Source organism: Microbulbifer variabilis (genome assembly GCF_023716485.1).
In the GTDB taxonomy this organism is placed as follows: domain Bacteria; phylum Pseudomonadota; class Gammaproteobacteria; order Pseudomonadales; family Cellvibrionaceae; genus Microbulbifer; species Microbulbifer variabilis_B.
The window spans coordinates 3,960,379-3,978,487 of the sequence record NZ_CP092418.1 but is presented as its reverse complement, the minus strand read 5'-3'; the positions used below and the strand labels follow the sequence as shown (position 1 = coordinate 3,978,487).

Below are 18,109 nucleotides of genomic sequence, written 5' to 3'. Positions count from 1 at the left end.
TATTGCAGTGAGGCTTAAAAAAGACCGTAGGGCTTTTCATTAAGACTGATAAAGATATTCTTCTTCTGCGTGTAGGCATCAATCATCGATTTATGGGTTTCACGCCCGATACCTGATTTCTTGTAACCGCCGAACGGTGCATGGGCAGGGAGTTCATGATAGGTATTCACCCACATGCGGCCAGTTTCCACGGCTCGTGCAACGCGCAGTGCACGGTTTATATCCTGAGTCCAAACAGCACCTGCCAAGCCATAATCGGATTGGTTGGCCATCGCTATAACTTCTTCCTCAGAGGAGAATGGAATCACTACAACAACTGGGCCAAAGATTTCTTCTTGTGCGACTTTCATTGCGTTATCGGCATGGGTAATGATTGTCGGCTCAATATAAAAACCCTGTTCTAATCCCGGCTTTTGTAATCGATTACCTCCAGTCAGGATTTTTGCACCTTCCTCTTTGGCGACATCTATGTAGCCAAGAATACGGTTCATTTGAGCTTCACTGATCTGGCTGCCCATCTGCGTATTGGGGTCCATCGGATCGCCGACATTCACGGCTTCAAACTTGGCTTTTAATTCAGTGGTAAAACGGTCGAAGATAGTTTCGTGGACAAAAAGGCGGGCACCAGATTCACAGACTTGTCCCTGGTTCAGCAGGATAGACAGGGCTCCGCCCTCCAGTGCTTTTTCCCAGTTTGTGTCTGGGAATACAATGTTGGCTGATTTACCGCCCAGCTCCAGAGTTGCCGGCACCAATTTATCAGCCGCAGCTTTGGCCACGTTATAGCCGATGCCGGTAGACCCGGTGAAGGCCAGCTTCGCGACTTTAGGGTGATCCAGTAAAGCCTGGCCCGCTTCTGGGCCTACGCCGGTGACAACGTTCACCACACCATCTGGTAATACTTCTTTGAAAATCTTGGTCAGCTCCAGCAGGGTGGATGAAGTCATCTCGGATGGCTTAATCACTACGGTGTTACCGGTTGCGATAGCGGGTGCAATCTTCCAGGCGGCCATCAGCAGAGGGTAGTTCCATGGGATTACCTGACCGACTACACCCATTGGCTCGCTGAATACCAAGCTCATGGTTTGATCATCAATCATCACCGCTTCGTCGCTGTGAGAGCGGATAACCCCTGCAAAGTAGCGAAAGTGGTCGATGGCCAGTGGGATATCAATATTTGAAGTTTCGCGAATTGGCTTGCCGGTTTCCAATGCCTCAAGGTGGGCGAAAAATGCTTTCTTTTCTGAAAGCATGTCTGCAATTTTGAGCAGTGAATCCTGTCGTTCAATAGCGGAAGTAAGTTTCCAGGTGGGGAACGCCTTTTCTGCCGCAATGACAGCAGCATCGACATCACTTGAATCAGCCAACGGTATGCGAGTCAGTAATTCGCCTGTAGCAGGATTGAGGCTGTCTATCGTACGCCCCGAGTTGCTATTAACCCATTCACCACCAATAAATAATTTATAAGATTCCTGAGGAGCAAAGCGCTTAGTGGGTCGGCTCATATCTATCTCCAGATAATTAGAAGAGTAACTACTTGGGCTAGTAAATAGCCCCAGCCAGATGTGGCTGTGCCTTACGATGGTGGGAATAATAGATAGGCAAAGATACAATTAGAAACAACTACTCTTTGTCTTGGTTACAAATATGAATGGTATAAGTCGGTTAGACCTGAAACAGCTACGTATATTGGAAGCCCTACTGCAAGAGAGAAACCTATCGCGGGTAGCGGAAAAGGTAGGGTTAACTCAGCAAGCAATCAGTGAGCAGCTGCGTAAGTTGAGGGAAGTATTTGATGACCGTCTGTTCATTAGGCAAGGTAACGGCATGGTGCCCACTCCTATTGCCGAACAGCTGGGTGGTAGGATCAGCAGCATTTTAAAGGATGTAGAGTCACTGCTGACCCCAATTGCTTTTGACCCGGCAACCTATAAGGGGGTTTTTAGCATTAGCGCCACAGACTACGCGATTCAATCGGTACTACCCCAACTACTAGAGGTTGTCCGTAAATGTGCCCCGGAACTTAAAGTTATCGTCAGGGACTTTGAAACAGATAACCTAAATCAATTAATGGTTGCCGGCGAGATCGATCTAGCGCTCACTTTCCCTGATTTCATCCCGGATGATTTGCCTTACAAACTGTTATTTGAAGAGCAACATGTCTGTATTGCAGGAAAAAAATCTCCTCTAAAGGGCAGGTCATTGACTTTGGCTGACGTAGCCGAGCTTCCACAATTGATTATTTCGCCTTCTCGCCCGAACTTGAGAGGGTCTCACGATGAATGGTTTGCTATGCAAGGACTAAAGCGCAATATCGTAATGTCAGTACCTTGCTTTTCAGCCGCACCAGATATTATTGCTGCCACTGACACAATTGCTTTTTACCCTTCAAGATTGCTGCCCAATAAGAAAGTGATTCCTCTCAACTTGGATACACAAACCCCAAAATTTGAAGTCATTGCAGCATGGCATAGCCGATCTAATCACAGCCAGCTCCATATGTGGGTAGTTGATCAGCTTATGAGATTGTTTAAAAGTGAGGTTTAACAATAAGTGGCAATATTCTGGAATTATCGACTCCAGGATAAGGTGTCGATTTCTCGATTTAGGGAGCAGCTCTCCGGAATGAAGAGCTGCTCACTGTAGTAGTAGATAAAAGCCTTGAGCTCTCAGTTGGCTCTAGAAAGTTCTCTACAATTTTGCGTGGGACTGGTTATAAATCGTTACTCGCTTTTCTATATAGCCACTCTCAAACAGAATTATTTGATTCCTTAAGCTCCAGCTGATTTTGTTCAGTCTTTTTGTTTTGGCCAATCAAACTGCGACGTTTGAACCAGAAAATTATGGCACCTAATGGGAATCCTGCGGTAAGAATTAATGGAGCATGCTCACTTGCGGATACCGCCCCGCCACCAAAAAGCTGGAAACTGAGGAGTTTTACTTGGTAAGCCCCAGTGGTCCAGTTAAGCTTGATTGCCCCGACACTAAATAGGATAAATAGTATCCATAACCATTTGCGCTTTTGTAGTGGTGTTCTAATACAGACTACTAGCGTTATAAGGATAAATATTGGGGAAATAATGGTCATCGCCAGCACTAAATAGTGTAAATGGGATTTGTCGGATAAGGTAAAACGGTTCAATTCCTTTTGTGATGCCAATGTTTTATAAACATTAAGCCCTATAATGGTAGTCTTTCCCTCCGATCGCTTAATTGCCGCATTTGCCAAGGCCCAGCCACCTTCAAAGTGATACTCGAAGATGAAATTTCCAATCCAAGTGTCATTGGTGGCTTGTGCTTCTGAACCAATTAGCTCAGTGGAAAGCAGGTTCCCCTCTGGAAGGTGGGTGAGAATTTTTTCAAGTAATTCAGGTGTGAGTTCATCAGCCAGCTCTGGATCGACAAGACTTATCACATAGTCGGAATCCTTTTGCATAAATTTGCCAATATAATTTTGGGCGAAGTTTGCATCTTCCTGTGATATCAAGCTGTTCTCCGAAAGCTCGGCAGAGGTCAGTTGAGAATAGATTAATATGGTGAATACGAGGAGTTTCAGAATGCACTTCATTGTTACTTCTTAATAGTACGAGGGTTATAAAACTAATAGTTGTCGCCAAATGGTAAGTTCCTAGAGGCTGCCATGCAGAGGTGAGCTTTCAGCAGTACATAGTGGGTAAAGGTGATATCCAATAGGAATGTGCGCATGATAAAGCTGGTATTCAAACATGCCAACTGGCTACAGCTTAAGGGATAACTTAATTAGTGGCGGAACCTATATTCACTAAACCTGTGTCGTCACCTTCTAACGGAAATCAGTAAAGAGTTCGTTGTGATAGATAAAGTGACACTTGTGTACAACTTACGAAACTTACCGATCGCGAGATTACTACAGCAATATAAATCTTAAATGGCTTGATGCGTCGAAAGCATCTAAGAGGAGTAGGATTAGAGGTTACATCGCTTTTGGCATTCAAGGCATCATAAGAATTATAATGATCCTTTAAATAGGGAGCCGAATATGAAGCAGTTTTTCGGAAAAACATTGACTACAATTTTACCACTAATTTTTTTGTCAGCCTGTAGCGGAGGTGGTGGAAGCGGTTCGAGCGATGGTGGTTCGAACAGTGACAGCCCCAATAGTCCATCCAATCGTACGCCCGTGTTCTTATCCTTAAGCGAAATAGCCTTCCGGGAAGATGGTTCCGGTGCTCTACTCACACTATCGGCTAGTGACGCTGATGGAGACAGTATCAGTTACAGTATTATCGGTGGTGAAGATCAGTCCCGTTTTTTAATCGAGAATGGAAACCAGCTGCGCTTTGACTCTGCACCGGATTTCGAGAATCCTGCCGACTCAAATGGAGATAATGTCTACCGGGTAACGGTCGAGGCCAGCGATGGTAACGGCGGCCAATCAACCCAGGAAATTGTAATTACCGTTGTTGATGTTAATGATGGCGCTCCAGAATTTTCTTCTGCAGCTGAGATCACAGTCAAAGAAGGTGTTAGCGGTATTTTTTACACCGCTACGGCTAAGGACCCAGATAAGGACGAGGTTACCTATTCTTTGAGCGGTGGTGCTGATGTTGCGTTGTTTTCTATTGATTCAACTAGTGGAGAGCTGCGTTTCAACACGGCCCCAGATTTTGAGTCGCCTGCGGATAGTGACGAGGATAACAATTATCAGCTGTTCATCAGTGCCGCGGATAGTGAGGGGGTCTCGAACCAGCTTTCGCTGCAAGTTGTCGTGACAAATCTGGTTATACCTTCGGCTCGCATTATTTTCCCGACGGGCGGTGCCAATATGGTCGGAAAGCTTTCCAACCTCGCCCTTACTGCCAGGGTTTTGGATCTTGAAAATGGTGATAATGCCTCTGAGCAATTGGCCAGTATCGCCATCAATAATCAGTCACCGACTGTGAACGCAACTTCTTCGTCAACCTGGTATCTCGATAGTCCGATTAATGAAGGTCGGGATGCCTACACACTTTCAGCCCAGTTTGTCACTGGTGAAACGGTCCAAGACTCACTCACTGTTAAGAACGAGCAGTTAATCAAGTCTCCGGTCGGTGTGTTTTACGATAAATTTTATAGAGGTTGGTATTTCGCCGATCGCATTTTGGGCACGATATTTGAGATAGGCAGTTCGCGCCGAGTGATTTCTGGTCCATCGAACGGTTCCGGTCCGATGCTAGAGCCGATTGACATGGAGAAAAACTTCCCGGAAGTACGCAGTAATCCTGCCGATGACTACCTCATCGTATTAGATGATGACGGGAGTATCTATTCTGTGCAACGCACCACTGGTAACCGTAAGCAATTGACCACATGGATTCCTGCAGACCTCCAGGCACTGACACTGACGGGCTCTGGAGGTGAGGCTTACACTACAAGAGCAACGGTGACTTATGGTGAGATTATTAAATTTGATCTGTCGAGCGGGAATTACACCGTTATATCAAGCTCCAATTCATCATCCCCGGCGGGCACTGGCCCCGATATGATGTACCCGAAGGGTATTGCATTAGATGAGATGAATGGACAGCTGTACGTGGGTGATGAAAGGACCGATTCTATTCTTAAGGTAGATATTGCTAGCGGTAATAGAACAACAATAAGCGGCAATGGTATTGGCAGCGGCCAACCCATTCACCAGCCAATGGATTTAATCGTCGATGTTGATAGTGGTCAAATTTATGTTGCCAATGGTAACGCCCAGAATATCCTGCAAGTGGATATTGCAACCGGTAATCGATCAGTTGTAACTAGCTGGACAAAAGGTGAAGGGTTACAGCTTCGTTACCCCTGGTCAATTAGTCGAGGGGCTGACAACGATCGTTTGCTGGTGTCCGGAATTGGTTTCGATCCGGTGATCATGTCTGTTGATACAAGTACCGGTGATGGCACAGAAATTTCCTCCAATCATGTCGGGACGGGACCCAGCTATATATGGGACTATGTAAGTTATAACCGTTCGATCGATCGGTTACTGGCGGTTTCCGATGATGATGGCATAGTTGTGGAAATAGACTTGCAGAACGGCAATCGTACTATTGTGACTGACTTTGATTCGAATGCATTGCCCTTGAAGAGTGTTGAGCCATCCACAATTGTTTCCGACGAGTCAGGTCGCTACGCCTATATATTTGATAATCATCCTAATTGGAACCGGCTTGTCAAACTTGATCTAGAAAGCGGAGAGTCCCAGGTAATCTCTGGTTCCGGAATTGGTGAGGGGCCCGCGTTTTTCGGTCTTGTAGCGGCCATGGAGCTGGATATCACTAACAATCGTATAGTTTTGTTACAACACTCAGGACTGATAACCGTCGACCTGGATAGCGGCGATAGGGAAATTATTTGCGATGATTCCCTCGGCCACACCCCCTTCTTTAGCCATCCCTCCGGCTTAGCGCTGGATCTGGCTAATAATCGTGTGTTCGTCAGCGATTCAGGTACAGGTGGCATCTGGCAGGTAGACTTGACTACTGGTGAAAAGAGTACATTCGCCTCGACGGTGCATGGTGGCAATAGAAAGCAGTCCCCTACAGGTATTGTCTTGGATACAATTGGCAATCGGCTTCTTGTGGGCACTGACGGACTCTCTGGCACCTACAGCGAAAATCTGATAGCTATCGATCTGGGCGACGCTTCACAATCAATACTGTCTAGTGGTGGGAATTGTTCTACTTTAAATTGCCATGTTTGGGCGGGCAGTCTCACGTCTATGACCATCGACGAAGATGGCCGTAGACTTTTTGCCTATGATAGCGGTCAGCAAGGAATCATCGTTATCGATTTACGTTCTGGTCAACGCGCACTAGCTTCCAAATAAAGATCAGCAGGGCCCCTGCTCAAAGGGGTCCTATCTCTCTATCCCGAAATGTGGTTTTTAAATCGTTCGTAGGGACTACAAAGTGGTTCTCAACCACAACTGTAAGTCCTACTTGGATGGTAGTGTGCCTATGGAAGCAGCACTTGATAATATTCTCTAGTGCTATCTAAGAAAGGTTATAAATCCTTTGTTAGCTTGGGAGTAATTTAAATGTCTCTCAATATTAAACATTTGGTAGCCTAAATTTTTCTTAACTTGTAGTTGCTTGGCTTATTTATTTCTTAAAAAGAGCTCAGCCACTTCCTTTTTAGCGGCAACAACATAGGTAATCATCAGGTTCTCTTGATTAACATCGGTCAAGTAATCGATATCCCTATGCATTTCCCTCAAAATGGAAAAGATATCGGTGTCGAGATTGTATGACCACAGCTGGTCGTCTCGATTGATTGAGTAAATCACACTCTCTTTGATAACAAATCTCTTTTCGCTACCTTGATTAACCAGCTTCTCAATTAGTTGGTCTTCAGCAGGGCCGGGCTGCCAGAAGCGGTTCATATGGTCCATATAGATCAGCCGACCATCTTTAGTCCTCTGGGCCCAGCTAACTTGTTTTTCATTGATAAACCTGGGCTCAAGGCTATCTAAATCGACTTCTGCAAATTGTGTAACCCCTTTAATCGTCAAGGATAATAACGCTGAATTATCGATACTGTCCCACTGGAAGAGCTGATCAACAGGCGCATTCAGGGGCAAGCCCTCTACACGGCCATCCAAGAAAATTTTATTGAGCTCATTATTGGCATTTACCAGAATACTTTCTCCATCGGCAGACCAATGGATACCGTCGATATTGGTATCGATTGGAAACTGAGATACCTGCCGTAAATCACTACCATCAGTCACCCACACCTGGTCTTCACCAGAGCGCCTGGAGGTAAACGCAATCAAGTTGCCATTGGGTTGGAAAATACCGTCATCCTCCCCGGAAATCGACCGTGTGGCGCTTGGGTAAATTGTGCTGACATCTTCTTCTGAAGGTGTGGTGCTAGCCCCAGGCAGGTTTAGCGGTATTGAGGCAATATCACTATCGTATTGCCCTTTAATAACCAGTGCTCTATGTCCACCTGGATGAAAGTCTGGAGAGCTGGCAGACTGGTCCAGAGGTAACTGAATTCTACTGACCTTGCCATCATAGGTGAGAGAGAAGAGTCTTCGCCCTGTACTAAAGATTAGCTCATCCTCTCTCGGTGAAAAGTTAGGGGAAATGGCTCTGTGTTCAGATATCTCATCTGGATAGTCAATCGGATGGCTGGTTAAAAGCGCCCCCTTAGAATCCAGCATATCGATATAAAGCTGGCCATCTTGATGATAGCTGGTGACGGCTATTAAATCGTCATCGATTGAATAATCAAAGTGAGCTAGGTTTCCCTCTTCCAAGTCATAAAGTACCTGACTCGTGTTATCTCTCACTGAATATTTGATTAGCCGCCAATGATCAGACTCATTATGCAAAATAGCGAGGTCATTGTTATTTAACCATACCGGATTTTTAATGGCCGAGTTCTTACAGCGCATTAATACATTTGGTTGTTGTGGGCTTACCATAGCTTTTTGGAAGTCCAGGCTTACCAGGTTGTAACAGGTATTCTGGGTTAGCGGTATGGTACAGTCTTCTTCTGAAATAAATACCAGTTTTTTGCCATCCGGAGATAATGTATGGCGGCCATTAGTACCCCATTCGGGAGTTAATTCCGTTTCCTGCTGGGTATGTATATTCCTGGCCCAGATTTTATTCACACAGAGCTTATCCAAATAACGATTAAATATAATATATTCACCATCAGGTGAATATGAGGGGCCAAACTCTTTGTGATCCGTAGCCGTTACTGCCTGTAATCGATCAAATATAAGCTGAGCGTTTTGCTTGGGTGAAGAGTAATTAAATCCAACAAATATCAATAATACCATCCCGATTAGCGCAAATATTGGGAATCTATTTGGTTTAATTGGCTGGGTTTGATAATCCGGATTACTTGGTTGTATATCTATTACAGGCTCAGGGGGAGCAGGAGAGAGGGCGTCTTCTTCCGGTGCTGTCTTATCCTGTAGAATAGAACTACCATCTTGCCAAACAATATCACATTCCAGGCTATAACCCTGTTTGGCATGGGTTCTAATATAAGACTGCTGCTTGCGATCCTCCCCAAAGGCTTTTCTAAGTTGCGTAATACTTCTTTGCAGCGTATTCGGTGTGACTATTGTATCGGGCCAGACCTTAGACAGTAGCTCATCCTGGCTCACCACCTTTCGCTGATGCTTTGCCAAGTGGGTTAAGACGGCAAGAGCTTTTGGGGGGATCGTTTGCGATTGCTCATGTCGGGTGATCTGGTTTCTGGATAAATCAATAAAGAACTCACCCACCCAATATTGTGAAGCCATTGATGTATCTACCTGAGCAAAATTTGAGCTACATTTTTGCTATCGATACTAGCATAAACCCTGATTACATCTAAAGCCCGCCTTGTAACCTATTGATAAACAAGCACTTTATACCAGCAGTAGAAAGTCATCGAAAAATCAGGAGCACTTCAGGTGTTTCACTGGCTCCTTGTTTAGATTGAGTGCTTCTTCGATCACATGTAACGGTATAAATACTGATATGAAAAAGCGCTTACTAGTCGCCCTCTTCTTGTTGCTACCTATTACAGCCCTTAAAGCAGATGAGCATAAGGCCCTGGAGTTATCCACAATCCAAGTAATACCCATTCAGGACTCCAGCAATAATAGAGAATACGAGCTGTTTATTAAGCTGCCTGAGAAATACGAGGAGAGTGATACTAAGAAGCATCCGGTTATTTACTATACAGATGCTTTATGGGGGGTTGAAATGTTATCTGCCACCACTGAATACGCACTGGAAGATGCCATTTTGGTGGGTATTAGTTGGCAGAAGGATATGGCCGGTGCTGAAAAAGAATGGTCAAGTCGATATCGAGACTTTAAACCGGCAGTTCTCTCTAATAAAAAGGATAAAAAATCATATAAAGGAGAGGCCCATCAGTATCTCGCCTTTATAAGAAATGACGTTATACAGTATATCGAAAGCAATTACCGCGCGAATCCAGATAACCGCACTTATTTCGGTTACTCATTCGGGGGGCTCTTTGGGGTTTACGCCTTAATAAGCCAACCGGATACTTTTCAAAACTATATTATCGGTAGCCCATCAAGATTGATAGGCACTTATATGGATTCTCGTCTTGAATCAGAGCCTAACAAACCATTGATGGAACTACCCAAACAAACCAATGTATTTATTGCTTACGGTGCATTAGAGAAGGAATTGGGCGCTTCGGTAGAAAAGTTTGTTGGTGAATTAAAGAACCAAAAATTGGCTAATTTAACTCTGGAGCCGGTGGTTATTGAATCCGCTAATCACACTACAGCGTTCCCGAAGACTTCGGTACGCAGTATCTATTGGCTTGCCGAGAAGCTGAAAAATTAATCGAGAGCATATCGAGTCATATTAATAAAAACTTCAACGTTAAATTGAGGATATAAGATGATTTTTAAGAAGCTAATCACAATCGGCCTATTGTACGGCATAAGCGCCACTGCAGGCGCGGGAGACTTACAGGCACCAGAAATAAATATGGCCGACTATCGTAGTGACCTCCCAAGCCTAGAGAGATCCACGCCAAAGCTAAAAAAAGCATTTATTGATACAGCTCCAACGGATAGAGAAGATGGTATTCCAGTCGGTGAGATAGATAAAATCAAAGAGAGCTTGCAACAGCTGGCCCAGGAAATAGCGGATAACCAACACACCCCCTACGATAGCCTGCTTATCGCCCAAAATAACAAACTGGTTTTTGAATCCTACTATTCCCTTGGACGTGTAAACTTGCCTCACCCGCAAGCATCTGCCACCAAGGCCTATACAGCCCTGGCAATTGGTCGGGCGATACAGTTAGGTTATTTGACCATGGCAGACCTGGACAAGCCTGTCATTTCCTTTCTAAAAGGGTTGGATCGGAAGCAGCTTGTTAAAGGCGCAGAGCTTGTTACATTGAATCATACCATGAGCATGCAGTCAGGAATTCGTATTAAAGAGGAAAAACTGAGCGCCTTACTGGAAAACAAAGAGCAGTTAACAGGGAAAAAGCTGGCTCAAATCTATTTGAGCCATAGCAAACCGATAACCTCAGAATCGCAAACCTATTTATACCAAGGCTCAGACCCAATGATTGCAATGTTGGTTCTGGATGCCGTGGTTCCCGGTTCCGCGAGCGACTTTATTAAAAAAGAGCTGCTAGATAAGATGGGGATCGATAGCTATCACTGGAAGGAAGCTGTTAGTGGGGTGCCCCAGGCAGGATCAAGAGCCATGATGACATCGCGCAGTATGGTTAAGTGGGGTACTTTGGTTCTTAATAAGGGAAAATGGAATGGCCACCAGTTAATACCGGAGGCGTATATTGCCAAGGCTACTGGTAAAGTGGCTGTTCCTACAGATGATGAGTTTGACTACACCAATTTCTCCTATGGTTATTTCTTCTGGCGAACCCCTCTGAAGGTTGGCAACAAGAAATACTTGGCGAAGTTTGGCTGGGGCGGTGGTGGCCAGTATGTGATCTCTATTGAAGATTTGGATTTGGTAATTGCGATCACAGGCCGTGGTGATGATGATAAAACCCTGGATTTAATAGAGAAACGTATTCTGCCTGCCTTTGCTTTATCCACTTAATAGAAAGTAGTTAAAGCAAACTATGGGCCTATATTTTTTATAGGCCGGGTGTTTAAGTAGTAACTTCAGAGCTTCCTCAGTCACTTCTGCTAATGTTAAATAGAGGGGCTGAGGAAGCTTCGTGGCAACTTGATACTGTGTTATAGGGAGGGGAGGCTTAGGAGCCATCCCCACTAGAAGTAGCCAGCTCTTAAGGGTTTTCATCAGCCGCCTTCTGGTGCTTTTGGATACGCCTGTAAATTTCCTCTCGGTGAACAGGTAAAGATCTGGGAGCGTGTATCCCTATCTTTACCTGATTACCATTAACCTCCAATACAGTGACTGAGACATTAGCTCCAATTCTCAGGTTCTCACCGGCCCGGCGTTTTAAAATTAACATACTTATTTCCTTCTGATCATCAAACCATGGGATGGCCATTCCACAATGGGAAAGCTTGGGAAGAAACAGTAGGAAAGACGAGGAGGGACGCGAGAAAGGTAGGCGTAAAAGAAGAAAAGGCGGGCGCTAGACTCCCAGTGCTTGGGGAATCGCCTCAGGTTACTGAATGTGCAACCTTTTATTGAAGACGAGTGGGTTTCTAGCGTACCATTCATGGAGCCACTTTGATAATTATGCTATCAATTTGGTTAGCTGGCCCTGGGTGTTGCCGCACCTTGGGTCAGCGCCTTTTACTTACTCTTGCGTCACGCTACCGTTCTCCCTTGAGAGTGGGTCTTTTAAAAAACTCTTGATGTTCTTGTTTTATCTTGGGCTGTTGGCTTGTAGAAGCTGGTTTTATCTCAGCCCACGATCTTGATTAATATCACTCGATTTTACGCAGCTTTGATGCTGAAGAAAACTTAATAAAATCCAATAAGATTGTTTTGGCGCCTATATTTTACTGGTTGTCTGGGGTTATATCTGACAGATGATTGGTATGTTGCTCTGTAGAATTTGTTATTTGTTATTTGTTATTTGTTATTTGTTAATTTGGTTTATATTTTTAACTCGCTAGAATTTCTTGCGTCTTTGATGTGGTGGGGCGGTGTTATCTGAAGAGCTGAAAGGTGGATGATGAAAGTAGGAATTTTAATATTTCTGCTAGCCTCTTCCTCTACGATTTCTCAGGCAGGAATTCCTGAGGTGTTAAAAGCGGATAAAGCAGATTTTATGTGTTCTCTACCGGAAGCATATGGTGATACGAAATTGTCTTTCCATGTGTCCAGCAACCAACTTACAGGTTTGGCAGTTGCTTATAAGGAGCATAATGTGCGTGCCCAAAAAAATTACTTAAGGGTATATCTTCGCCTTCATGGGATTCTCCTACTGTGGCTTATGAAGATGTAGACGGTGATGAGGTTATTCAATACTTTCCTTCTGTTTCTATGAAGAGTCAAAGTTAGGCACTGGTAAGCAGGCGAGATTTATTGTCTATTCTGTCTGTGAAGAAAAAATAGATAGAAGAATTATTGATGATTTTAGTTCATTGGTTCCCGTAAACTGTTGGCCAGCTTTTTTGGCTCACCGAGAATAATAGCGCTAGAGAAGCGGATAAACGGAATACTGATAATAGCTGGCATTGTACTCGATGGTGAATAAACCTTAAACGTCGTTTATCCTGTTGGAATCTTCAAACCACTGCTGGTAAAAACCCACATTTTTTGTATGGCCAATGAATATATTTGTTGGCTTCTCCATAAATCTGTCAAGATCTACTTCAAGCTTTATCTCTTTGTCAGCGGAAGAAATGTCATTGTTGCTGAGCACAATATTTTCAGTCGGTGGATTTGCTGGATTTCTAGTGTAGTGAATAGCTGCATCTCTAGCGGTGAGTTCGTGTGCATTCCTTTTTATCACCATTTAAGGGTCAATATTTTTTTCTATAAAATTATTCCAAACTAAAGGCGATTTTTCGGTTTGTCTTTAGTGCTTATAGGAGGTGATTTGAGCCGTTTTTTGTCAGTTACTGTAGCTACCACAACGACTATAAAAGTAGCTGCACATTGTAAGGTGGTCTCGTAATCAGGTTTTAGGCATTATCAATTTCATTATCCCACTGTTTTTCAAGGCCTGCTTCTTCCAGATGGATTGATCCCACACATAAAAACTAGGACAAGCTCCTTCTTTGATAAGACTTTTACTCGGGTTTGACGAAATAATAATCCTTTGGTTGTGAGGTACTATCTACCGGTTAGTAGGGGGATGCCAGCGGAAGTCCGCTACCTAGAAAGGGGGAAGGGAGTTTAATAGCTGAGGGTTGCCCACCTATGAGGAAAAGGTTGCGAAACTCTAAGCAACTGAAGATATTTTTGTGCAAAGCCCAAAGGCGGCTCTTAGGGGGATTATTGTTGGGTTCTGTCGCAAACTTTGCGACAGAACCCAAAGTGGACCGTTAAGGTTGGTGTTTACTTGTGGATGACAAAAAAGGCTTTTAGGTTTCCTATACCCAAAAGCAATTTATTGGCTCAGCGTAATTTCACCGCCCTTAGCAGGCAATCCGGATACCGGCAGCGAATCACCGCTGTCTTTTCGGCGAATATCCACGGCGGTAACACTGCTGGAGAAGGTTTTAGATACGGAACCGCCGGTGCTGCCGGAACCGCCAGTGCTGCCAGAACCACCGGTGCTACCGGAACCGCCGGTGCTGCTGGAGCTATCCGAACTGCCGCCCCCGCCGCTACAAGCACTGAGAGCTATTAACAGCAGTGCAGAGACAGCAGATTTAAGTATGAAGTTTTTCCCGTTCATTAGTTTGTGCTCCTTCATTGCACAAAATCGTAAGTGACGATGAAATGACTCTCGCCGGGCTTCAGCGCCATCGGTCCAGGCATGTCGAGTTGGAAAGTCAGTTCACCGTCATCTGCTTGAAACCCACTGCTGGCAAGTATGGTGTCGTCCTCATCCAGGTTTCCGTCGCTGTTATTGTCAAGGTAGAGTTTTGCCTGGGCGATATCCAGTACGTCGTCCCCATTACCGGATGCCTGCAAGGTCAGGGTGTTGAGTTCCGACTCCACGTCCGTCTCCAGGCTAAACAGTTGCACCACTACATCCTTCTCGCCGGGACTCGCCTCGCGATCGTCTGCAGTACCCGAATTGAGCTTCACGCCTGAACTTGATGCCTGCTGGAAGCGGGGGTTAAAGGGCTGGGCATCTTCGCTGTCTACAGCGCCATCATTATCGGTATCCACTACCGTTGCCGCATTCAAGCCCAGCACGAAGGCGCCGCGAATCGTGTTTTGCACACTGTTGCCGGCACTGTCTGTGGCGACAATGCGCAGGTCGGCAACGGCGGATTCCGACACTTCAGGCAGCAGGGTAAGGTAGCGCCCGTCCTCTAGTGCGGTTTCCAGCGGCAACCAGTCACCCCCGTCCAGCGCCAGCTCAGTGGTCACAGAGTCGAGCGGCAACTGGCTTTCGAGGGACAAAAACAGCTTGGCGTTGCGGCGCGCATAGTGTGAAATCACGCCGTCATCCAGCAGTTCCAGCATGGCGATGCGCGGCGCGGTGGCACCGTCCAGATTGTTGAGTTGCACCCGGGCGCTGGAGGTATATTCATCTTCACCGAGAGACGTGGTGTACTCGAAATCCACCTGCACCGAGGTGCATTCGCTGTCGGCGAAGAACAAGTATTCTTGAATAAAGTCGCTGCTGCTCAATTCACTATCGCCGGGCAGGCACAGGGCGCGGTATCTGGACTCCGGTCTATAGCCGTTGCCCCAGCTGTCCATTATCCAGCTCGAAGAAATACTGCCGATGTGGCTGGGAAGCAAGTGGTGATTGCCGCTGTCATTACGCAGGCCCCCAGCAAAATACCTGGGGCCCTGACCCATAAGCATGATTCCGTTGGACCGCTCCAGTATTACCTCGGGGGTGGTGAAGTCCTTATCACTAGGTCGCAGCTTGCGGTAGACCGTGCGGCCGATGGAAATTTCGTTACTATGGGCCGCCGTGGTCTGATCTTCCCCTATGGGTACATACAAACTCAAAAATGTGGGCCCAGCGGCAATATCCTCCTCGCGCCCATGCAGGGTAAGCAGCGACGATTTGTGGGTCAACTCGCTTGGGTACGACCACCAGTTTATAGCGGCTTCATACGTATTTAGCCCGTAACCCACGGTATAGCCTTCCCAATTCCAGAACGGATTACCGATCAGCAGTTGCGTACTGCCGGAATTACTGAGATCGAAGTGCAGATCTTCAGACATGCCCTGTTGGCTGTGCTTTACCGTATACAGTTTGCGGTCTTGAGGGTGCGCGCTCCCTTCTTCCGCCAGCCCCATATAATTAATTTGGAAGTTGTCAGATAGGTTGCGTAGAGTTCTCATCGGCACATCCCCACTGTAATTCAGGTGCAAGCCTGACCCGGGAATCTCGGGGTGAGTCAGCCTAAGTACTTGATCCATAAACTGGAGTGTCTCGCCGCTTTCTGTTCGCAGGGGGGGGATACCAGCCCCCCGAACTCTTGCAGGCACGACCAATTCACCATCGGATGTGTGCCGGTTTTCAAATGCATGCCAGACGTCATACCGCTCCCCATCAGCAATGACGTCCGTACTGAACAGAATATTGATAGGCTCGTCACGTACTGCCATGTGCAGGACAGGTTCAGCATTTTCAAAACTGGAGAGCTGCTCCCAGGCAGACCAGCCCTCATTGAACAAAAATGCGGAATAGGACCAGTATTCTCCCGGCGCCTCGGATTCACGTATGGCCAGCACCTCCGCGCGATTGAAGGCCACAGGCAGGCGTACGCGCTCATCGCCAGATAAATATTCAAGTGCCGAATCGTAGGCGGCTTCCAACGGTTCGTGGTAGGGCACCTGATCGTGATCGACATTTAGGTCGATGAACTCGGCTCTGCTCGAACCCACTTCCAAATCGAACTGGTCGGCGGAAAGATCCAAGTCGGCGCCAGCGGGGAAATTACCCCCGTTTGCAACTTTAAATTCGGTAGGAGCGCTCAGGTTCTTCACCGTCACCTGCAGGTTTCTCTGAGTGTGAGCGCCCTGTCCAAAGTGACCCGCATACAGGGTGGGGGGGCTGACCAGAAAACGCGCGCTCGCGGCCGCGAAGGCATCTAACTGCCCGTTGCCGACCTCGGCCAGTTTGCCGTGCACCTGCGTGGCGCGGTTGACCAGCAGCGCCTTGATCTCGGTGCTGGTCAGTTCCGGGTGTAACTGGCGCAGTAGTGCCGCGGCGCCTGCCACATGGGGCGCGGCAAAAGAAGTGCCGGATTCAGTGCGGAGGCCGCCGCCCAAGTTGGTACTAGAGATAGCCACACCAGGTGCGACTATCTCCGGCTTGATGCTGTTACTGCTCAGGTCCAGGCTGGTACCGAACATGCCCCGGGAACTGAAGTCCGCCAGGTGGCCCGCCCCATCCACCGCGCCCACGGTGACTATTTCTTCCGCGGAACCGGGACTGCCAATGGAGTTGAGAAAGGGACCGTCGTTGCCGGCGGCAGCGACCACCACGACACCGGCGCGCATGGCATTGTTGGCGGCGACGGACAGAACCGAGTTGTTTCCTCCCGCGCCGCCCAGGCTCAGATTGATCACGTCCACCGCATCGTCCGTTTGCGGATTTCCGTCCGGGTCCAGAGCGGCTTCAATGGCGGCGATGATGTCGCTTTCGCTGCCAAAGCCATCGCTATTCAGCACTTTGTAGGCGTAGAGCTTGGCAGCGGGCGCTACCGCCGCGGTCACGCCGGCCACCATGGTGCCGTGGAAGTGGTCGTCCATGGGATCACTATCATCATTTACGAAATCGTAGCCACCGACCACGCGGCATCCGCTGCCCAAGCAGCCGCCCAGGTCTTCGTGGGTGTAATCGATACCGGAATCGATAATAGCGATGCTGGTCCCTTGTCCCTCGACGGCCCTGTCCTGCGCATCGCGCATTGCCCACACCTCGGGCGCGCGTACCTGCTGTGGACTGCCGGCCTGAAAAGCGCGCACCTGCCGGTCCCGGGTTACCGCGCGCACCTCCGGCATGGCGGCGATAGCGGGTAGCTGATCCACTCTGGCGGTTGCACTGATGGCGTTGACTGCACGAGTAAAGCGGTGGCTATGGCTCGCGATTAGTTTGCGCTGTTGAAGTTTGGTGACCATTTGCCGTTGGCGCAGGCCCAACTCCTGCTGCCGGGCGACGAAAGCGCGCATATCCCACTGTGGGCCAATAGTGTCCGATGCACGCAAGCCTGCCTGCTCCGCAGCAGAAGCCCCGTGCAGTTCGATAATAATGCTCACCTCTTCATCTGGACGATATCTGATCGCCTCCGGCCAGGCTTGCCTGTAGCGCTCGGGCTGAGACGCGTCTTCGCGGGACACGCTCAACTGCAGAGAACGAGACTCTGAAGCTTTTTCCCCCGGATTGGCTGCCGCGGGTTGCAGTAATGCAACCAAGACGGTCGCTGCCAGATACTGCGGAATCGGTTTTACACGCATAGTAAACCTCCTATTTAAGTAGTCGACCCTGACAAAAAACAAATACCCACCTCCACTACCGGGCAGCGTGGGCTTATGAGATAATTCTTGCCACTTCAGCTTTT

At 47.3% G+C, this 18,109-nt stretch carries 12 protein-coding genes; 5 read left to right on the top strand and 7 right to left on the bottom strand.

What is annotated here, in order from left to right; all coding sequences use genetic code 11:
- Positions 1-14: 14 nt before the first annotated feature.
- The gene (locus tag MJO52_RS17630; RefSeq protein ID WP_252083265.1) at positions 15-1,505 is read right to left on the bottom strand and encodes an aldehyde dehydrogenase family protein; all 1,491 of its coding nucleotides are present in this window, start codon (positions 1,503-1,505) and stop codon (positions 15-17) included.
- A gap of 142 nt (positions 1,506-1,647) precedes the next feature.
- Here MJO52_RS17630 and MJO52_RS17625 point away from each other — a divergent pair, with 142 nt between their 5' ends.
- A complete protein-coding gene (locus tag MJO52_RS17625; protein ID WP_252083264.1) occupies positions 1,648-2,547 on the top strand; it encodes a LysR family transcriptional regulator in 900 nt (299 codons plus the stop codon).
- Between the two features lie 202 nt (positions 2,548-2,749).
- Here MJO52_RS17625 and MJO52_RS17620 read toward each other — a convergent pair whose 3' ends face one another.
- A complete protein-coding gene (locus MJO52_RS17620; RefSeq protein WP_252083263.1) occupies positions 2,750-3,568 on the bottom strand; it encodes a hypothetical protein in 819 nt (272 codons plus the stop codon).
- A gap of 450 nt (positions 3,569-4,018) precedes the next feature.
- Here MJO52_RS17620 and MJO52_RS17615 point away from each other — a divergent pair, with 450 nt between their 5' ends.
- Positions 4,019-6,832, top strand: coding sequence for an Ig-like domain-containing protein (locus tag MJO52_RS17615; protein ID WP_252083262.1), 2,814 nt, complete (start codon positions 4,019-4,021; stop codon positions 6,830-6,832).
- A 270-nt stretch (positions 6,833-7,102) separates the two neighbouring features.
- Here MJO52_RS17615 and MJO52_RS17610 read toward each other — a convergent pair whose 3' ends face one another.
- Positions 7,103-9,271 carry a winged helix-turn-helix domain-containing protein gene (locus MJO52_RS17610; protein WP_252083261.1) on the bottom strand — a complete coding sequence of 723 codons (2,169 nt, stop codon included), beginning with the start codon at positions 9,269-9,271 and terminating at the stop codon, positions 7,103-7,105.
- Positions 9,272-9,491: 220 nt separating this feature from the next.
- On the opposite strand from MJO52_RS17610, the gene MJO52_RS17605 reads away from it, so the two are divergent.
- Both MJO52_RS17605 and MJO52_RS17600 read left to right on the top strand, forming a co-directional pair.
- A complete protein-coding gene (locus tag MJO52_RS17605; RefSeq protein ID WP_252083260.1) occupies positions 9,492-10,337 on the top strand; it encodes an alpha/beta hydrolase in 846 nt (281 codons plus the stop codon).
- Positions 10,338-10,394: 57 nt separating this feature from the next.
- Positions 10,395-11,579: a serine hydrolase domain-containing protein gene (locus MJO52_RS17600; protein WP_252083259.1), complete on the top strand. Its 1,185-nt coding sequence runs from the start codon at positions 10,395-10,397 to the stop codon at positions 11,577-11,579.
- 190 nt (positions 11,580-11,769) lie between these two features.
- Here the strand turns inward: MJO52_RS17600 and csrA are convergent, their stop codons facing one another.
- Positions 11,770-11,958 (bottom strand): carbon storage regulator CsrA, encoded by a 189-nt coding sequence (gene csrA / locus MJO52_RS17595; protein WP_252083258.1) that lies wholly within the window; start codon positions 11,956-11,958, stop codon positions 11,770-11,772.
- A gap of 672 nt (positions 11,959-12,630) precedes the next feature.
- Here csrA and MJO52_RS17590 point away from each other — a divergent pair.
- Complete coding sequence (locus MJO52_RS17590; protein WP_252083257.1) at positions 12,631-12,906, top strand: hypothetical protein; 276 nt, start codon at positions 12,631-12,633, stop codon at positions 12,904-12,906.
- Between the two features lie 255 nt (positions 12,907-13,161).
- On the opposite strand, the gene MJO52_RS17585 is transcribed toward MJO52_RS17590, so the two are convergent.
- The 3 genes from MJO52_RS17585 to MJO52_RS17575 all read right to left on the bottom strand — a co-directional run bounded on the left by MJO52_RS17585 (position 13,162) and on the right by MJO52_RS17575 (position 18,005).
- Positions 13,162-13,419, bottom strand: a complete 258-nt coding sequence (locus MJO52_RS17585) for a hypothetical protein (protein ID WP_252083256.1) — start codon at positions 13,417-13,419, stop codon at positions 13,162-13,164.
- A gap of 597 nt (positions 13,420-14,016) precedes the next feature.
- Positions 14,017-14,307, bottom strand: a complete 291-nt coding sequence (locus MJO52_RS17580) for a hypothetical protein (protein ID WP_252083255.1) — start codon at positions 14,305-14,307, stop codon at positions 14,017-14,019.
- 14 nt (positions 14,308-14,321) lie between these two features.
- Positions 14,322-18,005, bottom strand: a complete 3,684-nt coding sequence (locus MJO52_RS17575) for a S8 family peptidase (RefSeq protein WP_252083254.1) — start codon at positions 18,003-18,005, stop codon at positions 14,322-14,324.
- Positions 18,006-18,109 lie beyond the last annotated feature (104 nt).

Excerpts from the sequence above, each read along its gene's own strand:
- MJO52_RS17630 (WP_252083265.1), bottom strand. The coding sequence starts at position 1,505 with ATGAGCCGACCCACTAAGCGCTTTGCTCCTCAGGAATCTTATAAATTA.
- MJO52_RS17625 (WP_252083264.1), top strand. The coding sequence starts at position 1,648 with ATGAATGGTATAAGTCGGTTAGACCTGAAACAGCTACGTATATTGGAA.
- MJO52_RS17620 (WP_252083263.1), bottom strand. The coding sequence starts at position 3,568 with ATGAAGTGCATTCTGAAACTCCTCGTATTCACCATATTAATCTATTCT.
- MJO52_RS17615 (WP_252083262.1), top strand. The coding sequence starts at position 4,019 with ATGAAGCAGTTTTTCGGAAAAACATTGACTACAATTTTACCACTAATT.
- MJO52_RS17610 (WP_252083261.1), bottom strand. The coding sequence starts at position 9,271 with ATGGCTTCACAATATTGGGTGGGTGAGTTCTTTATTGATTTATCCAGA.
- MJO52_RS17605 (WP_252083260.1), top strand. The coding sequence starts at position 9,492 with ATGAAAAAGCGCTTACTAGTCGCCCTCTTCTTGTTGCTACCTATTACA.
- MJO52_RS17600 (WP_252083259.1), top strand. The coding sequence starts at position 10,395 with ATGATTTTTAAGAAGCTAATCACAATCGGCCTATTGTACGGCATAAGC.
- csrA (WP_252083258.1), bottom strand. The coding sequence starts at position 11,958 with ATGTTAATTTTAAAACGCCGGGCCGGTGAGAACCTGAGAATTGGAGCT.
- MJO52_RS17590 (WP_252083257.1), top strand. The coding sequence starts at position 12,631 with ATGATGAAAGTAGGAATTTTAATATTTCTGCTAGCCTCTTCCTCTACG.
- MJO52_RS17585 (WP_252083256.1), bottom strand. The coding sequence starts at position 13,419 with ATGGTGATAAAAAGGAATGCACACGAACTCACCGCTAGAGATGCAGCT.
- MJO52_RS17580 (WP_252083255.1), bottom strand. The coding sequence starts at position 14,307 with ATGAACGGGAAAAACTTCATACTTAAATCTGCTGTCTCTGCACTGCTG.
- MJO52_RS17575 (WP_252083254.1), bottom strand. The coding sequence starts at position 18,005 with ATGCGTGTAAAACCGATTCCGCAGTATCTGGCAGCGACCGTCTTGGTT.